18 protein-coding genes, 3 tRNA genes and 1 rRNA gene are annotated in these 22,045 nt (G+C 24.3%); 8 read left to right on the top strand and 14 right to left on the bottom strand.

The window, feature by feature from the left end; genetic code table 11:
• Positions 1 to 144: 144 nt before the first annotated feature.
• The 3 genes from RJX12_RS01075 to mnmA all read right to left on the bottom strand — a co-directional run bounded on the left by RJX12_RS01075 (position 145) and on the right by mnmA (position 4,260).
• Positions 145 to 933 (bottom strand): enoyl-ACP reductase FabI, encoded by a 789-nt coding sequence (locus tag RJX12_RS01075; protein WP_343192363.1) that lies wholly within the window; start codon positions 931 to 933, stop codon positions 145 to 147.
• 414 nt (positions 934 to 1,347) lie between these two features.
• Positions 1,348 to 2,739 carry an adenylosuccinate lyase gene (purB, locus tag RJX12_RS01070; protein WP_343192362.1) on the bottom strand — a complete coding sequence of 464 codons (1,392 nt, stop codon included), beginning with the start codon at positions 2,737 to 2,739 and terminating at the stop codon, positions 1,348 to 1,350.
• Between the two features lie 357 nt (positions 2,740 to 3,096).
• Positions 3,097 to 4,260, bottom strand: a complete 1,164-nt coding sequence (gene mnmA / locus RJX12_RS01065; protein ID WP_343192361.1) for a tRNA 2-thiouridine(34) synthase MnmA — start codon at positions 4,258 to 4,260, stop codon at positions 3,097 to 3,099.
• Between the two features lie 326 nt (positions 4,261 to 4,586).
• On the opposite strand from mnmA, the gene lepA reads away from it, so the two are divergent.
• The 5 genes from lepA to acpS all read left to right on the top strand — a co-directional run bounded on the left by lepA (position 4,587) and on the right by acpS (position 9,363).
• Positions 4,587 to 6,386 carry a translation elongation factor 4 gene (lepA, locus tag RJX12_RS01060; RefSeq protein ID WP_343192386.1) on the top strand — a complete coding sequence of 600 codons (1,800 nt, stop codon included), beginning with the start codon at positions 4,587 to 4,589 and terminating at the stop codon, positions 6,384 to 6,386.
• Between the two features lie 9 nt (positions 6,387 to 6,395).
• Positions 6,396 to 7,265, top strand: a complete 870-nt coding sequence (gene lepB, locus RJX12_RS01055; protein WP_343192360.1) for a signal peptidase I — start codon at positions 6,396 to 6,398, stop codon at positions 7,263 to 7,265.
• A 127-nt stretch (positions 7,266 to 7,392) separates the two neighbouring features.
• Complete coding sequence (rnc, locus tag RJX12_RS01050) at positions 7,393 to 8,073, top strand: ribonuclease III (protein ID WP_343192359.1); 681 nt, start codon at positions 7,393 to 7,395, stop codon at positions 8,071 to 8,073.
• A complete protein-coding gene (gene era / locus RJX12_RS01045; protein ID WP_343192358.1) occupies positions 8,070 to 8,921 on the top strand; it encodes a GTPase Era in 852 nt (283 codons plus the stop codon). The genes rnc and era overlap by 4 nt, the downstream gene beginning before the upstream one ends.
• A gap of 61 nt (positions 8,922 to 8,982) precedes the next feature.
• On the top strand, positions 8,983 to 9,363 hold the full coding sequence (acpS, locus tag RJX12_RS01040; RefSeq protein ID WP_343192357.1) for a holo-ACP synthase: 381 nt from the start codon (positions 8,983 to 8,985) through the stop codon (positions 9,361 to 9,363).
• 36 nt (positions 9,364 to 9,399) lie between these two features.
• Here the strand turns inward: acpS and tadA are convergent, their stop codons facing one another.
• The 6 genes from tadA to dnaQ all read right to left on the bottom strand — a co-directional run bounded on the left by tadA (position 9,400) and on the right by dnaQ (position 13,423).
• The gene (gene tadA / locus RJX12_RS01035; RefSeq protein WP_343192356.1) at positions 9,400 to 9,852 is read right to left on the bottom strand and encodes a tRNA adenosine(34) deaminase TadA; all 453 of its coding nucleotides are present in this window, start codon (positions 9,850 to 9,852) and stop codon (positions 9,400 to 9,402) included.
• A 93-nt stretch (positions 9,853 to 9,945) separates the two neighbouring features.
• A complete protein-coding gene (gene smpB, locus RJX12_RS01030; protein ID WP_343192355.1) occupies positions 9,946 to 10,428 on the bottom strand; it encodes an SsrA-binding protein SmpB in 483 nt (160 codons plus the stop codon).
• Positions 10,429 to 10,692: 264 nt separating this feature from the next.
• Positions 10,693 to 11,259: a nucleotide exchange factor GrpE gene (grpE, locus tag RJX12_RS01025; RefSeq protein WP_343192354.1), complete on the bottom strand. Its 567-nt coding sequence runs from the start codon at positions 11,257 to 11,259 to the stop codon at positions 10,693 to 10,695.
• Between the two features lie 351 nt (positions 11,260 to 11,610).
• On the bottom strand, positions 11,611 to 12,072 hold the full coding sequence (gene gpt / locus RJX12_RS01020; protein ID WP_343192353.1) for a xanthine phosphoribosyltransferase: 462 nt from the start codon (positions 12,070 to 12,072) through the stop codon (positions 11,611 to 11,613).
• A gap of 479 nt (positions 12,073 to 12,551) precedes the next feature.
• A tRNA-Asp gene (locus RJX12_RS01015) sits at positions 12,552 to 12,625 on the bottom strand.
• 60 nt (positions 12,626 to 12,685) lie between these two features.
• The gene (dnaQ, locus tag RJX12_RS01010) at positions 12,686 to 13,423 is read right to left on the bottom strand and encodes a DNA polymerase III subunit epsilon (RefSeq protein ID WP_343192352.1); all 738 of its coding nucleotides are present in this window, start codon (positions 13,421 to 13,423) and stop codon (positions 12,686 to 12,688) included.
• A 51-nt stretch (positions 13,424 to 13,474) separates the two neighbouring features.
• Here dnaQ and rnhA point away from each other — a divergent pair, with 51 nt between their 5' ends.
• Both rnhA and gloB read left to right on the top strand, forming a co-directional pair.
• Positions 13,475 to 13,936, top strand: coding sequence for a ribonuclease HI (gene rnhA, locus RJX12_RS01005; protein ID WP_343192351.1), 462 nt, complete (start codon positions 13,475 to 13,477; stop codon positions 13,934 to 13,936).
• Positions 13,937 to 13,993: 57 nt separating this feature from the next.
• The gene (gene gloB / locus RJX12_RS01000) at positions 13,994 to 14,776 is read left to right on the top strand and encodes a hydroxyacylglutathione hydrolase (protein ID WP_343192350.1); all 783 of its coding nucleotides are present in this window, start codon (positions 13,994 to 13,996) and stop codon (positions 14,774 to 14,776) included.
• On the opposite strand, the gene RJX12_RS00995 is transcribed toward gloB, so the two are convergent.
• The 3 genes from RJX12_RS00995 to RJX12_RS00985 all read right to left on the bottom strand — a co-directional run bounded on the left by RJX12_RS00995 (position 14,768) and on the right by RJX12_RS00985 (position 16,562).
• Positions 14,768 to 14,840 (bottom strand) — tRNA-Ala (locus RJX12_RS00995). The genes gloB and RJX12_RS00995 overlap by 9 nt on opposite strands.
• A gap of 34 nt (positions 14,841 to 14,874) precedes the next feature.
• Positions 14,875 to 14,951, bottom strand: a tRNA-Ile gene (locus RJX12_RS00990).
• 50 nt (positions 14,952 to 15,001) lie between these two features.
• A 16S ribosomal RNA gene (locus tag RJX12_RS00985) occupies positions 15,002 to 16,562 on the bottom strand.
• A gap of 359 nt (positions 16,563 to 16,921) precedes the next feature.
• On the opposite strand from RJX12_RS00985, the gene argS reads away from it, so the two are divergent.
• Positions 16,922 to 18,655, top strand: coding sequence for an arginine--tRNA ligase (argS, locus tag RJX12_RS00980; RefSeq protein WP_343192349.1), 1,734 nt, complete (start codon positions 16,922 to 16,924; stop codon positions 18,653 to 18,655).
• Between the two features lie 84 nt (positions 18,656 to 18,739).
• Here argS and flhA read toward each other — a convergent pair whose 3' ends face one another.
• Positions 18,740 to 20,815, bottom strand: coding sequence for a flagellar biosynthesis protein FlhA (gene flhA, locus RJX12_RS00975; protein WP_343192348.1), 2,076 nt, complete (start codon positions 20,813 to 20,815; stop codon positions 18,740 to 18,742).
• Complete coding sequence (locus RJX12_RS00970; protein ID WP_343192347.1) at positions 20,808 to 21,944, bottom strand: flagellar type III secretion system protein FlhB; 1,137 nt, start codon at positions 21,942 to 21,944, stop codon at positions 20,808 to 20,810. The genes flhA and RJX12_RS00970 overlap by 8 nt, the downstream gene beginning before the upstream one ends.
• Positions 21,945 to 22,045: the final 101 nt, after the last annotated feature.

Genomic DNA, 22,045 nt, shown 5'->3' with positions numbered 1-22,045 from the left:
TTTTTATATTAATTATATTTTTAAATAATAAATAAATACAAGTCACGAATTATTAATATAAAAAAGTAATATTTTTTTACAATACTAAATATAAAAAATTACATAAACTATAAGTACATTACGCAACTAATAATATATTAATATTTATGAAATATTAATTTTTGAAATATTCACACCACCATCAACATAAATTACCTGTCCTGTAATACCTTTAGATAAATCAGAACACAAAAAAGCGGCAGTATTACCTATTTCTTTAGAAGTAACTAATTTACGCATAGGAGATATTAATTTGGAAAAATTAAATATTTTTTTAAAATCTTTTATGCTATATGAGGATGTAGTACTTATAGGTCCTGCAGAGATAGCATTTACTCTAATCATATTTTCTCCCAATGTGTATGCCATATAACGTACATTTGCTTCTAAAGACGCTTTAGCTAATCCCATAATATTATAATATGGAATTACTTTTTGAGATCCTTCATAAGTTAATGTCACTAACGAAGCATTTTTATTCAACATTTTTTTACATTCTTTAGCCATAGCAATAAAACTATAAGAACTAATATTATGTGCTGTTTGAAATATATCTTTACTAATAGTATCTACAAAATCTCCATGTAAATTACATTTTTCAGCATATGCAATAGAATGTACAAATCCGTCAAAATTTATCCAAATATTTGACAATTTTTTAAATAAATCTTTAATATCCTGGTCTTTATCAACATCACAAGGTATGACGATACTTGAACCTAATTCACTTGAAAATAATGATATTTTATTTTTCAATTTATTAGTTTTACAACTAAAAGCTAAATTTGCTCCCTGTTGATACATAGCCTTGGCAATCCCAAATGCTATAGATGATTTACTTGATATACCAGTAATTAATATTCTTTTTCCTTTTAATATACCTTGATTATACATATATTTTGTAAATATTTTTTTAAGATTAATTTTTACTAAAATTGATAATATTTTAAATATTTTGAAAAATTATTGTATTTAGTTAATCAATAACATTTATCATATATATAACTTACTATGACAACAAATAACATATATTTTATAATTAGATCGATATGTTTAAAACAATATAAAAAATATGAAATAATTAATTTTAATTTAATTTTTTATCAATTGAACAATATTATATATATATTTTAAAAATTTAAATATTATTATACAATATTAAACATATTATATCTATTTTCTTATTTAAATATTATTTAAATATATAAAATTCTATAAAATAGAAATAATTTATTAATTAGTAACAACAATAGAATAATTAAATCGTAAAATACTATAAAATATTATACATAGAGATATTATATATAATTAATTTTTATTTAACATATCTTTATTATTACTAATTACTAATTGTACTGCATCTCCTATATAATTACTAGGAGTAAACTTAATTAATCTTTTTTTTTCTTGAATAGGAATAGGAAGATTATTAATAAATACATGTAAATTAGTAGAATTAATTTTTTTTCCACATGTAAATTTTTTTAATTGTTCATATGCGTTATTAATATTGTATTTCTTCATTACGGTTTGTATAGCTTCAGATAAAACTTCCCAATGAATATTTAAATCATATAATATTTTTTTATCATTAACTTCTATTCTTTTAATTCCTGATAAAACAGAATCATATGCTATTATTGAATACGATATAATAATTCCTAAATTTCTTAATACAGTAGAATCACTTAAATCTCTTTGCCAACGAGAAATTAATAGTTTTGATGTAATATGTTTGATTAAAGCGTTAGCTAAACCTAAATTTCCTTCTGAATTTTCAAAGTATATTGGATTAACTTTATGAGGCATAGTTGAAGATCCAATCTCATTAAAAATAATTTTTTGTGTAAAATAATCTTTAGAAATGTAACCCCACATATCTTGATTAAAATCTAATAAAATATTATTAAATAGTAACATACAATTAAAAAATTCAGCTATGTAATCATGCGGCTCAATTTGAGTAGTATACGGATTCCATCCGATATCTAATGATAATACAAATTCTTGACTAATTTTATGCCAATTAATGTTAGGATAAGCAGCTAAATGTGCATTATAGTTTCCGGTAGCTCCATTAAATTTTCCCAATATTTCTATATAATTAAATTGATTTAATTGACGTTGCATTCTATAAGAAAAATTTAAAAATTCCTTACCTACAGTAGATGGAGTAGCTGGTTGTCCATGTGTTCTAGATAACATAGGAATTTCTTTATATTTTAAAGCCATATTATTAATATTTTTAATAATAGAATTCCATATAGGTACGATTATTTCTTTTCTGGCAGTTTTTAACATCAAAGCATAAGATAGATTATTAATATCTTCTGATGTGCAAGCAAAATGAATATATTGCGATATTTCCTTCAATTCTAAAATTTGAGAAAATTTTTCTTTTAAAAAATATTCTATAGATTTTACGTCATGATTGATATTTTTTTCTAATAATTTGATATATTTTGCATCATTTTCATTAAAATTATTGACAATATTATCTAAAAAAATTATAGTTTTTTGACTAAATTTAGGTATTTCTGGTATTAATAAAATATCAGATAATTTTTTAATCCAATGAATTTCAATTTTAATTCGAAATTTTAATAAAGCATATTCACTAAATATATTTCGTAAAGGAATAGTAATTTTTTCGTAACGTCCATCAACGGGAGAAATTGCTGTTAAATTTGATAATTTCATATATTAGCTCATTATTATTTTCTTAAAATATACTTATAATTAATAGTTTTATTATATATTGTTTGTTTAATATATATTGTAATATTAATTCTCTTATTTTTTTATTTATTTTTATAAGAAATATATTAATTTGATATATAGGTCTCTTTAAAATTAATTTTATTTATTATATTGTACATTAATGAAACTATTCTTTATATTAATAAAATATATTTATGCAGAAATATTCATTATATATTTTATACTAAAATTAAAAATATTAATTTAACAGAATACATTTTATTTTCTTATAATATTTTTATGATATTTAATTATATATAATATATTAACGTCATGTTATTTTTTTAAATAAATTTATTAATTATTTTCATTATAAACAGGTATTCTTTTATTAATTATTCCACCTCCAATACATACTTCTAGTAAGTAAAAAACTGCTGATTGGCCTGGAGTGACTGAAAACACTGATTTTTTGAAAATAACTTTTATACAATCTGAATTGATAGGTACTAAACAACAGGGTATATCTTCTTGTCGATATCTAGTTTTTACTGTACAAATCAATGATTTTTTTAAAATTTTATTATTAACCCAACTTAATTTAGTAACTATACATCCTAATGACATTAAATAAATATTTTTATTACCTTGAGCTACTGTTAAAGTATTAGTAATAATATTTTTATCAACAACGTACCATGGGCTATTATTTTTTGAATCACGTATACCACCTATACCTAAACCTTTTCTTTGTCCTAATGTATAGTAAATTACTCCTGTATGTGTTCCAATAATTTGACCTAATGTATTTACTATATTACCTTTTTTTCCTGACAAATAACGATTTAAAAAATTACTAAATTTTTTTGGTTCAATAAAACATATTCCTGTTGAATCTTTTTTATGAGCTACTACAATATCTATTTTTTTTGCAATATAACGTACTTGTGATTTTTTTAACATACCTATTGGAAACAAAGTTTTTTTTATTTGTTCTGCATTTAAAGTATATAAAAAATAACTCTGATCTTTATTTTCATCAATTCCTCGTAAAAGACGAATTTGATTACAAATTACTTTTTTTCGAACATAATGACCTGTAGCAATAAAATTAGCTCCTAATTCTTCCAATGCAAAATTTAAAAATGTTTTAAATTTTATTTCTTTATTACATAAAATATCAGGATTAGGTGTATTTCCATTTTTATACTCTGATATAAAGTTTTTAAAAACATATTCCCAGTATTCGGAAGAAAAATTTATTTTATGTAAGTAAATGCCTAGCTGATCACATACTTTTTTTGCATCTGATAAATCTTTATATGCTGAACAATAATTATTATTGTCTTCTTCTTCCCAATTTTTCATAAAACAACCTTCTACATGATAATTTTTTTTTAGTAATAACCACGCAGATACAGAAGAATCAACTCCTCCTGACATAGCAACAATAACTTTTTTCCGATGTTTTTTATACATATTTTGACATATTCTATTTATAAAATATTGATATGATAACATATTATCAATATGTAAATATTAATTAATCTGTTAGTTAGTACCTTTAATAAAATATTTATCTTAGGTATACACTATGTAAATTCTTAAAAAATAATTTTTATTTTTTTATTAAGAAATGTATTCTACAATAAAATATATGTTATTAAAAAAATATTTTTTTGATTAAAAATGACATTTTATATTAAATAATATATTAGTATAATATATATATATAATATTGTTTTATATCAAAAAAATTTTATCTATTTATATATTCAATTATTGTACTCGATTAATAAATATAAAAAATAAAATTTAATTTTTAACATAATAATGATAATCAAATGATAACAAAAATAAGAAATTTTTCTATTATTGCACATATTGACCATGGAAAATCAACTCTATCTGATCGATTTATTCAAATATGTCATGGTTTATCAACAAGAGAAATGCATGAACAAGTTTTAGATACTATGGATCTTGAAAAAGAAAGAGGTATTACAATAAAAGCTCAAAGCGTAACTATTAATTATCAAAGTAAAAAACAAGAAAAATTTCAATTAAATTTTATAGATACTCCAGGACATGTTAATTTTTCTTCTGAAGTATTACGATCTTTATCAGCATGTGAAGGAGCTCTTTTAGTCGTTGATACAACACAAGGAGTCGAAGCACAAACAGTAGCAACTTGTCGTACAGCATTAGAAATGAACTTAAAAATTATCCCTGTACTAAACAAAATAGATTTACCTACTGCACGTCCTGAACGTACACTAAAAGAAATAAAAGATATTATTGGTATTTCTATTACCAATGCTGTTCAATGTTCTGCTAAAACAGGTCAAGGTATCGTTGAATTATTAGAAAAAATAATACATGAAATTCCACATCCATCAGGAAATTCAAATAAATCTTTACAAGCATTGATTATTGATTCATGGTTTGATACTTATAAAGGTATAGTATCATTAGTATGTATTAAGAATGGATGTCTTAAAAAAAACGATAAAATAAAAGTAATAAATTCAAATAAAATATATCAAGTTGAAAATTTAGGAATTTTTACACCTAAAAGAAAAGATAAATCTTTTTTAACATGTGGAGAAGTAGGATGGGTAATATATGGAGTTAAAAAAATAACAGATATACCTGTGGGAACTACTTTAACGTCATGCATTAATCCTGCTAAATATAAATTAACTAGTTTTAAGAAAATTAAACCACAAATTTATGCAAGTTTATTTCCAATTTGTGCAGAACAATATGAAATATTTAAAGATGCCTTAGGTAAACTCAGTTTAAATGACTCTTCATTGTTTTATGAATTAGAAAACTCTTCTGCTTTTGGGTTTGGTTTTCGATGTGGTTTTTTGGGATTATTACATATGGAGATAATTCAGGCTAGATTAGAAAGAGAATATAATTTAGAATTAATTTCTACTATGCCTTCAGTTATATATGAAATTATTAATATTGATAATTCTGTTATATATATAGATGCTCCATATAAATTATCTACGTTAAAAAACATTAAAGAAATTAGAGAACCTATAGCAGAATGTAATATTCTATTACCTGAAAAATATTTGGGTCATGTAATTAAATTATGCACAGAAAAACGTGGTAAACAAAAAAAATTAATCTATCATACACATCAAATTATACTAACTTATGATATTCCTATAGCGGAAATTGTTCTTAATTTTTTTGATCAATTAAAATCTATTTCTAGTGGTTACGCTTCTTTAGAATATAAATTTAAAATGTTTCAAAAATCTGATTTAGTATGTATAGATATATTAGTTAATACAAAAAAAGTTGATGCTTTATCAACCATTATACATAAAAATAATTCTCAATTTCAAGCACGTGAAATTGTTAAAAAAATAAAAGAATTAATTCCTAGACATCAATTTGACATTCCAATTCAAGCTTCTATTGGAAGCAAAATTGTAGCTCGAGAAACAATTAAACAATTACGTAAAAATGTTTTAGCAAAATGTTATGGAGGAGATATAAGTCGGAAGAAAAAATTATTAGAAAAACAAAAAATAGGAAAAAAAAGAATGAAACAAATAGGAAATATAAATATTCCAAAAAATGTATTTCTCGCAATACTTAATATTGATCAAAAAAAACAATAAGGAAATCATATGTCTGACTTAATGACAAATATATTCGTGATAATTACTTTAATAACATTATGTTTTTGGATCATCAGTAAAAAAAAATGTAATCATATAAACTCTACTATATTTTGTAAAAGAAAAAGAAAATTTATTTTATATATAGCTTCATTTTTTCCAATATTATTTATTATATTTATAATTCGTTCATTTCTGTATGAACCATTTCAAGTACCTTCTGGATCTATGATGCCTACAATATTACCAGGAGACTTTATTTTAGTAGAAAAATTTTCCTATGGAATTAAAGATCCTATTAAGCATACTACTTTAATAAATTTCAATCATCCAAAAAGAGGCGATATAGTAGTTTTTAGACACCCAAAGAATGAAAAAATAAAATACATTAAACGTATCATCGGTATACCAGGAGATAAAATTATTTATGATACCATTAATAAAAATTTCATAATTTATCCAACATATATTGATAAAATACATTATCAAGAACCAGTCTCTATCACTCGTTCACAGTTTAAGTTAGATAATAATACAGAACAAAATATCCAACAATATATGAACCATCTTTTATACAACGTTTTTCAAGAAAAAATAGAAAAAAAAATATTTAAAATAATTTTACATTCAAAGTTGTATGACCAAGAAAATGAATATTTTAAACAAACAGGAAAAAAAATAGGACACTGGATAGTTCCTAAAAATCAATATTTTATGATAGGAGATAATAGAGATAATAGTTTAGATAGTCGCTATTGGGGATTCGTACCAATTAAAAATTTAATAGGAAAAGCAACATATATATGGATGAGTATTGAAAAAAATGATCATAAATGGATTTCTGGAATTCGCTTAAATAGAATTGGAACTCTAAATTAAACAATTTCTATTAAACTAAATTTTTACGCATATAAATTAGGTGTACCTAAAAAAATGAACATTAATTTTTATAACTATAAATTACTATTTCAAAAATTAAATAAAAAATATTAAAATATATAATAATATGAATTGCATCCTAATAAATCAGTTACAAGAAACACTTGGTTACACTTTTATTAGAAAAGAACTTTTAACTCAAGCTTTAACTCATCGAAGTGCTAATAGTAAACATAATGAACGTCTAGAATTTTTAGGAGATTCTATTTTAAGTTTTGTAATTGCAAATGCTTTATATCATTATTTTCCTTACGTAGATGAAGGAGACATGAGTAGAATGCGAGCTACTTTAGTTAGAGGTAATACTTTAGCTGAAATAGCTAGTGAATTTGATTTAGGAAATTATTTACAATTAGGACAAGGAGAATTAAAAAGTGGAGGATTCCGTCGAGAATCTATTTTAGCAAATACAGTAGAAGCTTTAATTGGTAGTATTTTTTTAGATAGTGATATAAATACAGTAGAAAAATTAATTTTAACATGGTATGCAAAAAGATTAAAAAAAATAAGCCCTGGAGATACTCAAAAAGATCCAAAAACAAGATTACAAGAATACTTACAAGCAAAACGTTTACCATTACCTACTTATTTAATTGAACAAGTTTATGGAGAAGCACATAATCAAGAATTTACAATTCATTGTGCAATTAGTGGAATTATAGAATATTCCATTGGAATAGGAGCTAGTCGTCGAAAAGCAGAACAAAATGCTGCTCAAAATGCATTAATAAAATTGGGGATAGAGTGAAAAATAATACACAGTATTCTGGAACAATTGCTATAATAGGTAAGTCTAATGCTGGAAAATCTAGTATATTAAACAAATTAATAGGAGAGAAAATATCTATTATTTCTCCTAAACTTCATACTACTCAAGAAAATATGATAGGTATTAAAACAGATAATAATTATCAAGCAATCTATATTGATACTCCTGGTCTATATCAAATAAAAAAAGATACTAAATCAATAATAGAAAAAAAAATAGATAGAACAATATATTCATCTAATATAATTATATTTGTTACGGAAAACATAAAATGGAATAATAACGATGAATTGATAGCAAAAAAAATAAAAAAAAACAACATTCCTACAATAATAGTAATAAATAAAATAGATTTAATAAAAAATAAAAATCAATTGTTACCTCATATTAACTTTTTAAAAAGTAAAATATTATCTAATGAAATAATTTTTGTTTCAGCTAAAACTGGAGAAAATATAGAAATATTATCTAATATCGTTAAAAATCATTTGCCTATTTCTGTACATCAATTTCCTAAAAAACAAATTACAAATTGTTCTAAATATTTCATAATATCTGAAATTATTCGTGAAAAAATCATCTATTGTTTTAACCAGGAATTACCTTATTCTATTAAAGTTAAAATAGAGTCTTATTATTACACTAAAAAAAACATTAAAATTCATGCTATTATTTTAGTAAAAAACGTAAATCATAAAAAAATTATTATTGGAAATAAAGGAAAAAAAATAAAATTATTTAATATATTGGCTAGAAAAGAAATTTCTAATAAATTACAAAAAAAAATATGTTTGTTTTTATGGGTAAAAATTGATTTACATGATTAATTATTTATAATATATCATGAGAATGTATTCTAAATCTTGAAAACAAGGAACATCTTTTAAAATGGCTATTGTTGGAATTGGAATAGATATCGTTAATATTTGTCGTATAAAAAAAATAATTAAATATTCAGGAAGTGATTTTGCTAAACGTATTTTATCAGACAATGAATGGTATGAATATCTTACAAAAAAAAATAAAATTAATTTCTTAGCTAAACATTTTTCAGCTAAAGAAGCTGCTTCAAAAGCGTTTGGAACAGGAATGAAATATGGAATTGAATTTCATAATTTTGAAATTTATCATGATCAACATGGAAAATCTAAATTAAAATTACTAAAAAACGCACAAATATTAGCACAACATATAGGTATAAAATATACCCATATTAACTTAACAGATGAAAAAAAATATGCATGTTCTATCGTAATTTTTGAAAATTAATTTAAAAATTAAAAGAAAAATATAAATGATTTATATTTATGTTTTTCTTTTATCTTTAAAAAAATGATATAATATATTATTACATTCTTTTTCTAATATTTTTTGTTTAATATATAACTTATGATTAGTAATATTTTGTTTTTTTAATATATTCAATATACTATATTTATTATTTACTTGAGATCCCAATACTAATTGATATATACGACTATTCAAAATTGCACCAATACACATTATACAAGGTTCTTTAGTAACATATAATGTAGTATTCATTAATCTATAATTTTTTAATTTTCTACCTCCAGCACGTAATGCTATAATTTCTGCATGAGCTGTAGGATCATTTTTAGAAATAGAGGAATTATAACCTTCTCCTATAACTTTATTATTAAATATTAAAATTGCTCCAACTGGAACTTCTCCGTTTTTTTGAGCACAATAAGCTAATTTTAAAGCACATCGCATCCAATATTTATGATTAATGTACATAAAAATAATATCACTATATACTACTTAATATTTTAAATATAAAAAATATTATATAAAAAATAAAATATACTATTTAATATGTATTATATAATATTAACTATTTTTTTTATTTTTTAAAATTCTATTTTTTTCTAATTTCCAAGCGTTATTCTTTTCATACATTCGTTTATCAAATTTACTTTTACCTATACCCATACCTATTTTTAATTTACATAAATTTTTTTTCCAATATAAAGACAATGCAATTATACTATATCTTTCTTTATTCATTTTACCAATCATAAAATCTATTTCTTTTCTATGTAACAATAACTTTCTATTTCTTATAGGTTCACAATTGATATGTTTTGTAATAGTAAAAACAGGTTGAAAATTAGACCCAAATAAATAAGCTTCATTATCGTGAAATAAAACATAACTATTATTAATACTTACTTTTTTTGCTCTAATTGATTTTATTTCCCAACCTAATAAAATTAAACCGGATTCAAATTCATCTATAATCTTATAATTATAATAACATTTTTTATTTTTAACTATTATTAATTTGTTATGACTGATACATTTTTTTGTCATATTAATTAAACACTCTAACGTAAAAACTAAATAAATAATTATTATCTAAATAATATATAATTTATTTAAAAAATATAATTTTTACCATATATTATATACTTTAATATTAATTATTTCGCTTGTTATAAAAATATTTTTAAAAAATAAAGTTGTTTACTATTAATTATATTTTTTATTATAATAAACTATTTTTTCATACTATAAAAAATATATCTTGCAGAGTAGTTAGAAACTAATGTACTAATATCTCTGCAATTTTAATTACTATATAGTTTCTTTTTTATTTTTTGATACAGATACTATAGCTGGACGTAATAATCTATCATTTAATAAATAACCATTTTGAAAAATTGAAATTATTTTATTTTCTTTTATTGACTCTGAAAAATGGATAGACATTGCTTGATGAATATCAGGGTTGAATACCACATCAATTTTATTAATTACTGTTACTCCAAAATTTTTTAAAACATTCAAAGAAAATTCTATTATTTGTTTTAATTTAGAATTAATTTCTAAATAATTATCATCATTGAAATGATTAGACAACTGTAAAGCTCTTTCAAAATTATCTATAATAGATAATATTTCATTTATAAATTTTTCTAAAGAAAATTTATAAATATTTTCAATATCTTTCTCTGCTCTTATTTTTACTTTTTTAATTTCTTCTTCTATATTCATAGTCTCATGTAACAAATTATTTTTTAATGATATCACTTGTTTTTTTAGTTCTATAAGATCATTATCATTTATTTTTTTAAGCACTTGAGAATTTTCTAGACAATCATTTTTTTTTTTTTCATCTAAATTATATATATCGTTATTCATTCTATATTATTCCAAATTATTAATATTTATGACATATTATATATTTATTATTTTATGATTAAAACATATATTAATCAATTTAAAATAATTACATATAATTATTTTATTATAAGATTTATTTAATTTATCAATAAATATTACATTATAAAAATAATAATTATAAATTAATATATTAATACCATAATACTAAATTACGTCACTATTAATACAGTATTCCAACTATTTTTTTTTAAAAAAATACATAATTTATTTAGGAAATTTTATTATATTACGAAATATGAAAAAATAATTAATAAAAATTAATTCATAAAAAATAGTAAGTACATGACTATAATAAAAAATATTATACATTTATATGTCTTTAATTAAAGGTTTTATATAAGATATACTCATGTCCCACGGTTGTTCTATCCATATATTCTGAGGGATATCTATTATGTAATCATTAACAAATGAACGCCCTATAGGTTTAGCAAAAATAGTTACAAAATATGCTTTTGGATATATTTCACGAATTATCTTAGCAGTTCCACCTGTATCTACTAAATCATCCACAACAATAATATCTTTTCCATTACCTGCAGCTTGTTTAATTATTTTCATATCACGTAAATTATCATAATCGTAACTAGAGATACATATAGTATCTACAAAACGTATGCTAAGTTCTCTTGCTAAAAGAGCGGATGGAATTAAACCACCTCTACTAACAGCAATAATTCCTTTCCATTTTTTTACTGAAAGTAATTTTTTCGCTAATTTTCTGGCATGAATTTGAAGCATATCCCAAGTAACAATGTATTTCTTGCTCATATAAGAAAATCTCGCAACTATAAGGTGCTGTAAATTCAATAATAAAAATAAAGATAATCTATCTATAATTTAAAAAATATAATTCTAGCATCACTAATAAATGAAAATTAATTCTATTTACTATATGTAATTACATCTCAATTTAATCTATATCATTAATACACATTATATTAATAATAAAAATATAATATTTTATTATATATAATAATTTATTATTTTTTATACATTTAAAATTGAAAATTTATATATTTATTTTATCGAATTCTATCTGATATCATAATTATATAAAAAATATTACATATATTGAATTGATATCCAATATTTTTAGTTATATTTTAAGATTTTAAAAAAAAGAATATTAATAATTAATTAATGAAGGATTAACACTGATATTTCATATATTAAATATTTTATATCAAAAAAAAATATTTAATATAATAAAAAAATATGTTTTATAATAACATTTTGTTTTTAAAATACGGTGCGGACGGGATTCGAACCCGTGACCCCCGGCGTGACAGGCCGGTATTCTAACCAACTGAACTACCGCACCAAGATAAATATAAAGAATAATTTTATATTAAAATAATGAAACTGTCAAATAAAAAAAATACTACATTTCATATTTTTTCCATAAACATTTATTATTGTTTAAAGTCATATATTGTAAATATTTTTCATGACATTTAACCTCATCTACTGTTGCTAAACGTATATATAATGAATTTTTCTGAAATTTATTATTTTTTACAATAGACATATTACTATTTTTTTGTTCATCATAACTTTCAAAATTAATAGATTCCTGAAAACTAGTCATATAAAAATATATTTTAGCTAATAATTTAGCATCTAATAACGCACTATGAACAGGTCTATTATTTTTATTTATATTATATCTGATAGATAAAGCATCTAAAGTGTTTTTTTTACCTGGAAATAATTTTCTAGCTAATTCTAAAGTATCAATTACTTTGTAAAGAGAAACAATATTTTTTACATTAATGTTTAACAAATTAAATTCATATGTTATAAAGCTTATATCAAAATGTGCATTATGTATAATTAATTCAGAATTATTTAAATAAGATATGAATTTTTCTGATATATCACTAAATCTTGGTTTATTTTTTAAAAAATCCTGCGAAATACCATGAATTGCAAAAGCTTGATCATCAATAGATCTATCTGGTTGAATATATGTATGAAAATTGTTACCTGTAATATGTCGATTAATAATTTCAACTGCACCAATTTCAATAATACGGTGATTTTTATAAAATATTCCATTATTGTTAATACCTGTTGTTTCAGTATCTAATACAATTTGTCTTATTACATTTAGTTTCATATTATTTTATACTATAATAATAATTTTATTTGAAAAAGGTAATATACTATCATGTTAAAATTAGTTAATATCTTCACAGATGGTTCCTGTTTAGGTAATCCTGGACCAGGTGGATACAGTATTATGTTATGTTACAAACGACACAAAAAAATATTAAATGCCGGATTTTATTTTACCACGAATAATAGAATGGAATTAATGGGTATTATTATTGCTCTAGAATTATTAAAAAAATCTTGCATAGTTTATATTACTACTGATAGCCAATATGTTCAAAAAGGAATTTTAATATGGATTCATGAATGGAAAAAGTATAGTTGGAAAAATAAAAAAGGAAAACCTGTAAAAAACATAGACTTATGGATTAGATTAGATAATATTCTAAAAAAACATTATGTCTACTGGAAGTGGATTAAAAGTCATTCAAATCATAAAGAAAATACAATATGTGATAAATTGGCACGAATATCAGCATATCATCCGCATTCTAAAGATTATGGATATATATTATAACTATTAATTTAATATTCAAAAAACTTCATTTGTTAATTAATCAAGGATTCTAATTATATGTATTTAAATTTAAGTTATATTAATGCAATTAATGACAATTATATATGGATTTTAAGTAATGAGAAAGGTTTTATTATAATTATTGATCCAGGAGATTCTGCATCAGTAATTAAAACAATTAAAATTAAAAATTACAAACCAAAATATATTCTATTAACCCATTATCATAAAGATCATACTGCAGGAGTAGAATCTATATTAAATAATTATCCCAATATAAAAGTATACGGTCCTAAAATAAAGAATAATAAAACGTACATTATTAATATTGAACAAAAAGATCAATATATTTACATTATGCAATATAAATTTCTTGTTATTATGACACCAGGACATACTGAAAATTGTATCTCTTATTATTTATCACCATATTTATTTTGTGGTGATACATTATTTTCTGGTGGATGCGGTCGTGTTTTTACAAAAGATTATAATTTAATGTTAAATTCATTAAAAAAAATTTCTAAATTTCCTAACGATACTTTAATATGTTGTGGACATGATAATACTGTAAATAATTTAATGTTTTCTAAATCAGTTTTCCCAAAAGATTCAACAATTCTTTTTTATGAAAAAAAAATTAAAAAATTAATTAAAAAAAGTAAATCAACTCTACCAAGTAAGCTACAAGACGAAAAAAAACATAATTTATTTTTAAGAACTACAGAAGTTAATTTACAAAAAAAATTATTATTTAAAAATAATGATTTAACTAAAATAAATGAAATAAATTTTTTTTATCAATTAAGACGAATGAAGGATAGATTTTGTTGGAGCTAAGCGGATTCGAACCGCTGGCCTCCTGCGTGCAAAGCAGGCGCTCTACCAGCTGAGCTATAGCCCCTTCTTTTTGTATGAAAATCATAAAAATTTGATATTGGTAGGCCTGAGTGGACTTGAACCACCGACCTCACCCTTATCAGGGGTGCGCTCTAACCAGCTGAGCTACAAGCCTTTTATTTTCTATTAGATAATTAATGTGAGCACATCTCATAAGTATTTTTTTAAGGAGGTGATCCAACCGCAGGTTCCCCTACGGTTACCTTGTTACGACTTCACCCCAGTCATGAATCACAAAGTGGTAAGCGCCATCCTATAAAATAGGTTAAGCTACCTGCTTCTTTTGCAATACACTCCCATGGTGTGACGGGCGGTGTGTACAAGGCCCGGGAACGTATTCACCGTAGCATTCTGATCTACGATTACTAGCGATTCCTACTTCATGGAGTCGAGTTGCAGACTCCAGTCCGGACTACGATGTACTTTATGAGGTTTGCTTATCTTTGCAGAGTTGCTTCTCTTTGTATACACCATTGTAGCACGTGTGTAGCCCTGGTCGTAAGGGCCATGATGACTTGACGTCGTCCCCACCTTCCTCCGGTTTATAACCGGCAGTCTCCTCTGAGTTCCCGGCCTAACCGATGGCAACAGGGGATAAGGGTTGCGCTCGTTGCGGGACTTAACCCAACATTTCACAACACGAGCTGACGACAGCCATGCAGCACCTGTCTCACAGCTCCCTAAGGCACTTCCTCATCTCTGTGGAATTCTGTGGATGTCAAGACCAGGTAAGGTTTTTCGCGTTGCATCGAATTAAACCACATGCTCCACCGCTTGTGCGGGCCCCCGTCAATTCATTTGAGTTTTAGCCTTGCGACCGTACTCCCCAGGCGGTCAACTTAATGCGTTAGCTTCGGAAGTCACTTCTCAAGGAAACAACCTCCAAGTTGACATCGTTTACAGCATGGACTACCAGGGTATCTAATCCTGTTTGCTCCCCACGCTTTCGCACCTCAGTGTCAGTATTCGTTTAGGAGGCCGCTTTCGCCACAGGTATTCCTCCAGATATCTACGCATTTCACCGCTACACCTAGAATTCTACCTCCCTCTACGATACTCTAGTCTTTTCAGTTTCAAATGCCGTTCCTAGGTTGAGCCCAGGGCTTTCACATCTGACTTAAAAAACCACCTACGCGCTCTTTACGCCCAGTAATTCTGATTAACGCTAGCACCCTCCGTATTACCGCGGCTGCTGGCACGGAGTTAGCCGGTGCTTCTTATGCGGGTAACGTCAGAAGAAATAAGTATTAATTAATTCTTTTTCCTCCCCGCTGAAAGTACTTTACAACCCTAAGGCCTTCTTCATACACGCGGCATAGCTGCATCAGGCTTTCGCCCATTGTGCAATATTCCCCACTGCTGCCTCCCGTAGGAGTCTGGACCGTGTCTCAGTTCCAGTGTGGCTGGTTATCCTCTCAGACCAGCTAGAGATCGTAGCCATGGTAAGCTTTTACCTTACCATCAAGCTAATCTCATCTGGGTTCATCCGAAAGCATGAGGCTTTTAAATTAACAAGTCCCCCATTTTGGTTTTTACAAACATTATGCGGTATTAGCCACCGTTTCCAATGGTTATCCCCCTCTATCGGGTAGATCCCCAGACATTACTCACCCGTTTGCCGCTCGCCGCCAAAAAAGCGATTAACTTTTTCTCGTTGCCGCTCGACTTGCATGTGTTAGGCTTGCCGCCAGCGTTCAATCTGAGCCATGATCAAACTCTTCAATTGAAAAACTTTTACTTAAATAAAATTTAAGACCAAATAAGTGTTAAAAACTTGACTTATTTTGATGTGCCCACACTAATTATCTAATATTTTTTTAAAGAGCATGATTGTTAAACTTTATTTGATATTAAAGCTTTTTTAATACTTTGTCAATCTTTTTATGTATTTAAAATAAATAAAATAATATTTTATCATCATTTAATAAAAATAATAAAAATCAGTTCATCATAAAACATTATATCTTTATAAAATTAGTAAAATATTTTATAATATTAAATATATCATATCTAATGTAGATATAATATTCTATCCTAAAAAAATAGCTATTAACAGTAAAAAATAAAATAAATTAGGCTCTAAATATGAATATACAAAAAATCATTTCAACAGATATAAAAAAAGCTTTAATAAATTTTGGTGTATCAGAAAACTATAATCTTGAAATATTTAAAACTTCTAAAATGCATATAGGAGATTATCAATCTAATGCCATCATGAAAATCGCTAAACAATTAAAAACAGATCCTTACAATTTTGCAAAAAATATAATTAAATTAATAAAAAAAAATAATATATATGAAAATATTTCAGTATCAAAGCCTGGATTCATTAATATTATACTCAATAGACAATGGTTGTCTAAAATTTTAGATATAAATATACATTCACATACATTAGGTATTGCTCCTATATCACCTGAAACTATTATAGTAGATTATTCTTCACCAAATATAGCAAAAGAAATGCATATAGGTCATTTACGTTCTACTATTATAGGTGATGCTACTGTTCGAATATTAGAATTTATTGGTCATAATGTAATTCGCGTTAACCATATTGGCGATTGGGGAACTCAATTCGGTATGTTACTTGCATATTTAAAAGTTAATAAAAATTTCGATTTTATAAAAAATATATCCTTAAAAAATATTGAAAAATTATATCAAAAAGCTAAAAAAAAATATGACGAAGACCAGAATTTCGCAAAATTATCTAGACAGTATGTTGTCAAATTACAATCTGGTGATTTATATTGTCAATATTTATGGAAAAAAATGACCCAAGCAACTATAAACTATAATAAAACAATATATAAAAAACTACATATTACATTACAAGATAAACATATTATGGGTGAAAGCGCATATAATACTATGCTACCAAAAATTACAGAAGATCTCAAAAATAAAGGAATTGCAGTATACAATCAAGGTGCCTTAGTTGTATTACTAGATAAAATTAAAAATAGACAAGGCCATCCTATGGGGGTAATAATAAAAAAGAAAGATGGCGGTTATGTATATGCAATAATAGATATTGCTTGTATAAAATATAGATGTGAAATATTGAAAGCTGATAAAATAATTTATTATACTGATTCCAGACAACATCAATATTTATTACAAATATGGGAAATAGCTAGAAAAGCTGGATATGTATCTAAACATGTATTACTTGAACATCATATGTTTGGAATGATTTTATCTAAAAATAGACATCCATTTAAAACTCGCTCAGGAAATACCGTTAAATTAAATATTTTACTAAATGAAGGAATCGATAAAGCCAAAAACATACTACTTAAAAAAAATCCCCATTTGTCTGCAAAAGATACAGAAAAATTATCAACAATTATCGGTATTGGAGCTATAAAATATGCTGATCTTCGTAAAAATAGAACTACAGACTATATTTTCAACTGGGATGAAATGTTATCTTTTGAAGGTAATACAGCATTATATATTCAATATGCTTATACTAGAATTATATCAATAATGAAAAAATCGAATATTGACGTGACAAAAATCACATCAAAAATACAACTCATAGAACCATATGAAATTGAATTAGCATTACATTTATTACAATTTGAAGAAAAAATATTATACGCAGCAAATCAAGGTACACCTCACGTTATATGTAATTATCTATATCAATTATCTGGAACATTTTCTAAATTTTATGAAAATTGTTCTATTCTATTTGCGAAAAAAACAGCCATCTCTCATAGTCGATTAAAACTATCTTTTTTAACAGCTAAAACTATTAAAAAAGGATTAAATTTGTTAGGTATTTATACCATGAACTACATTTAATATTTTAAATAAATAATTTATTTTTTATTTTAAATATTAAATATAAATATAAAATCAATAAAAAATAATAAAAATAGAATTATACTATTTTTTTTGTCCAATTATACTACTTATACGTATCTCTTTGGAATCAGAAACTTCTAAATTAGAAATTACATGTAATTCAGAAAAAATTTCATGTAATAATCTGAACAAAAATACACGTAAAGCATGATGAACTAGTAAAACTGGTAGTACACCCATAGATTTTTGATTATTTATTGCTACATCCAAATCTTTTATCAACTCACTAAACAAACTCGGTTCAATACTATTTTGATTATTTTGTAATGCTTGTAATAATAAGTTTTCTAATTGAGTATCAAGTCCAATAACATACATTTTATCTTTTTTAAATAAATTTTGCATTATTGATTTACTCAAAGATATACGTACCATATTTGTTAAAGTATCGACATTATCTTTCTTTAAATCAGAAAATTCTATTAAAGTCTCTATAATAGTTCTCATATCTTTAATACTAACATGTTCTAATAATAAATTTTGCAATACTTTATGAAATGTAGTTAAACTAATTATATTAGGAACTAAATCTTCAGTTAAAAACGGCATTATATTTGATACATAACGCAATAGATCTTGTGCTTCCTGTCTACCAAATAATTCACTCATATGTTCGTTCATTATTTTATTTACATGTGTTGCTATTACTGTACTAGAATCTATAACAGTAAATCCTTTGTTTTTTGCTTCATTTTTTAAATCTAAAGTAATCCAATATGCAGGAAAATTAAATATTGGTTCAAAAACTTTAATACCTTTAAGTGTTTTAGAAATATTACTCATGTTTATAGCTATAAGATGTTCCAAATAAACTGTATAATTAGCTACTTCTACTCCTTTTATTAAAATTCTATAAGCATTCAAAGATAAACTACTGTTATTTCTAATATTTATTAATGGTGGTAAAAAACCTATTTCTATAGCATATTTTTTTCTAATACTACGAAGTAAATGTAATAATTGATTATCTTTTTGATTATCAACAATAGAAATTAATCCATGACCTATTTCTATTCTTATCATATCTTCTAACTTAATATCATTCCAAGATACTTCTATTTCCTTATTTACATCTTTAAAATTATTTTTTTTATTACCTAAAAAAAATAATTTTACGCCTGTATTGTTTCTAAATAACCATCCTGATAATAAAAATAATATAATAGTAAATGATAAAAAAACCATACTTGGCATACCTGGTACTAAACCTAATATTCCTAAAACAATTCCACTTAATAAAATAACTTGAGGGTTATAAAATAACTGACGAATAATTTGTTCACCTAAATTTTCCTCTGTAGAAACACGAGTTACTATTACCCCTGCAGCCATAGAAATTACTAAAGCTGGAATTTGAGCTACTAATCCATCTCCAATAGTTAAAATTGTATATACTTCTATTGCTTTTATAAAACTCATATTGTGTTGAGCAATACCAATAATTAAACCACCTAAAATATTAACAATCATTATCAAAATACCAGATATAGCGTCTCCTCTAACAAATTTACTTGCTCCATCCATAGATCCATAAAAATCTGCTTCTCTAGATATTTCTAATCGTCTTTCTTTTGCTATTTTTTCTCCAATTAATCCTGCATTTAAATCAGCATCGATTGCCATTTGTTTTCCAGGCATACCATCTAAAGTAAATCTGGCACCTACTTCTGCTATTCGATTAGCACCCTTAGTAATTACCATAAAATTAATAATCACCAATATAATAAAAATAACTATACCTATAGCATAATTTCCTCCAACTAAAAAATGACCAAATGATTTAATTACATTTCCAGCTGAATTTACTCCAGTATGACCATATAATAAAATAACTCTAGTAGAAGCAATATTTAAAGCTAAACGTAATAAAGTAGAAAATAACAAAATAGTAGGAAAAGCTATAAAATCTAATGTCTTTTTTGTTAACATAGCTACTAATAATATAATAATTGATAATACAATATTAAAAGTAAAAAATATATCTAATAAAACAGGCGGAAAGGGTAAAACCATCATAGATAAAATTATTAAAATTAATACTGGTCCTGATAAAGTTTGCCATTCTTTAATTTGCAAATACTTTAAAAAATTAATCATTTATATTATCCTTATTCCAATTATTTAAATTTGAAGGAATTAATAAATTTTCTGGAGGTTGAGGATATATCCCTCCATGTTCTTTCCAAATTCTCAATTTCCAAACCCAAGCTAATACTTCAGAAATTACTTTGTATAAAGAACTAGGAATATATTGACCTACTTGAGTATGAAAATATAAATAACGAGCCAAAATCGGTGCTGTAATTATTGGAATTAAATATTTTTTACCAGTACAACGAATTTTATTTGCCAATTCACCTGCTCCTTTAGCTAAAATTTTAGGAGCATTCATATTTTTTTTATCATATGACAATGCAATCGAATAATGTACAGGGTTTATAATAATCACATCAGCTTTTTTAATATCTGAAAACATTCTGCGATGTGCTAATGTTTTCATTGCTTGACGTATTCTTCTCTTTACATAAGGATCTCCTTCCATTTGTTTTAATTCATCTTTAACTTCTTTACGACTCATTTTAAATTGTTTTTTATAACCATAATTCTCTAAAAAAATATCAAATACAACCACTATAAAAAATATACCTAAAAACAAAAAACAAAATTTTTCTATTATATTATATCCAATTTTTAATGCTATTTTTGGTGTATAGTGAATTAATGTTAATATTTTATCTGTATATGTCAAAAAGAAAAATATAGTAATACTTAACATTAAAAATATTTTTATACTAATTTTTATTAGCATTAATAATGTTTGATAAGAAAATATTTTTTTAAATCCTTTTAATGGATTAAATACACCTAAATTAAATTTAAATGATAAAAAGTTAAAAGCTATTCCTCCAAAAAATTTTGAAACTAATACAGTTATTAAAGTAGGAATAAAAATCAAAATAAGAAAATAAAAAATAATAAAAATTAAATCATTAGTCTCAACATTAATGAAGTTAACATTATTAATCATAGAATGATCAAAACGAAAACTATACAAGAACATAGTAAATATTTTTTGTATTATTATATCCTTATAAAACCATAAAAAAATAAAACCTATACTCAAAATAATAAATGAACTTAATTCTTGAGAATACCGAATTTTACCTGTTTTATAAATTTTTTTATATCTATAATGAGTTGGATTTTCTGTTTTATCGTCATTCATATATTAAACCTTAATATCTATTTTTTATATAAATAAATATTTATGCTAAAATACTAGCATAATATGTAAAAACTTTATATCAATACTCAATTAATATATAC

The organism is Buchnera aphidicola (Formosaphis micheliae) (assembly GCF_039403185.1).
GTDB lineage: Bacteria > Pseudomonadota > Gammaproteobacteria > Enterobacterales > Enterobacteriaceae > Buchnera_C > Buchnera_C aphidicola_B.
This window is presented reverse-complemented; position numbering and strand designations above follow the sequence as displayed.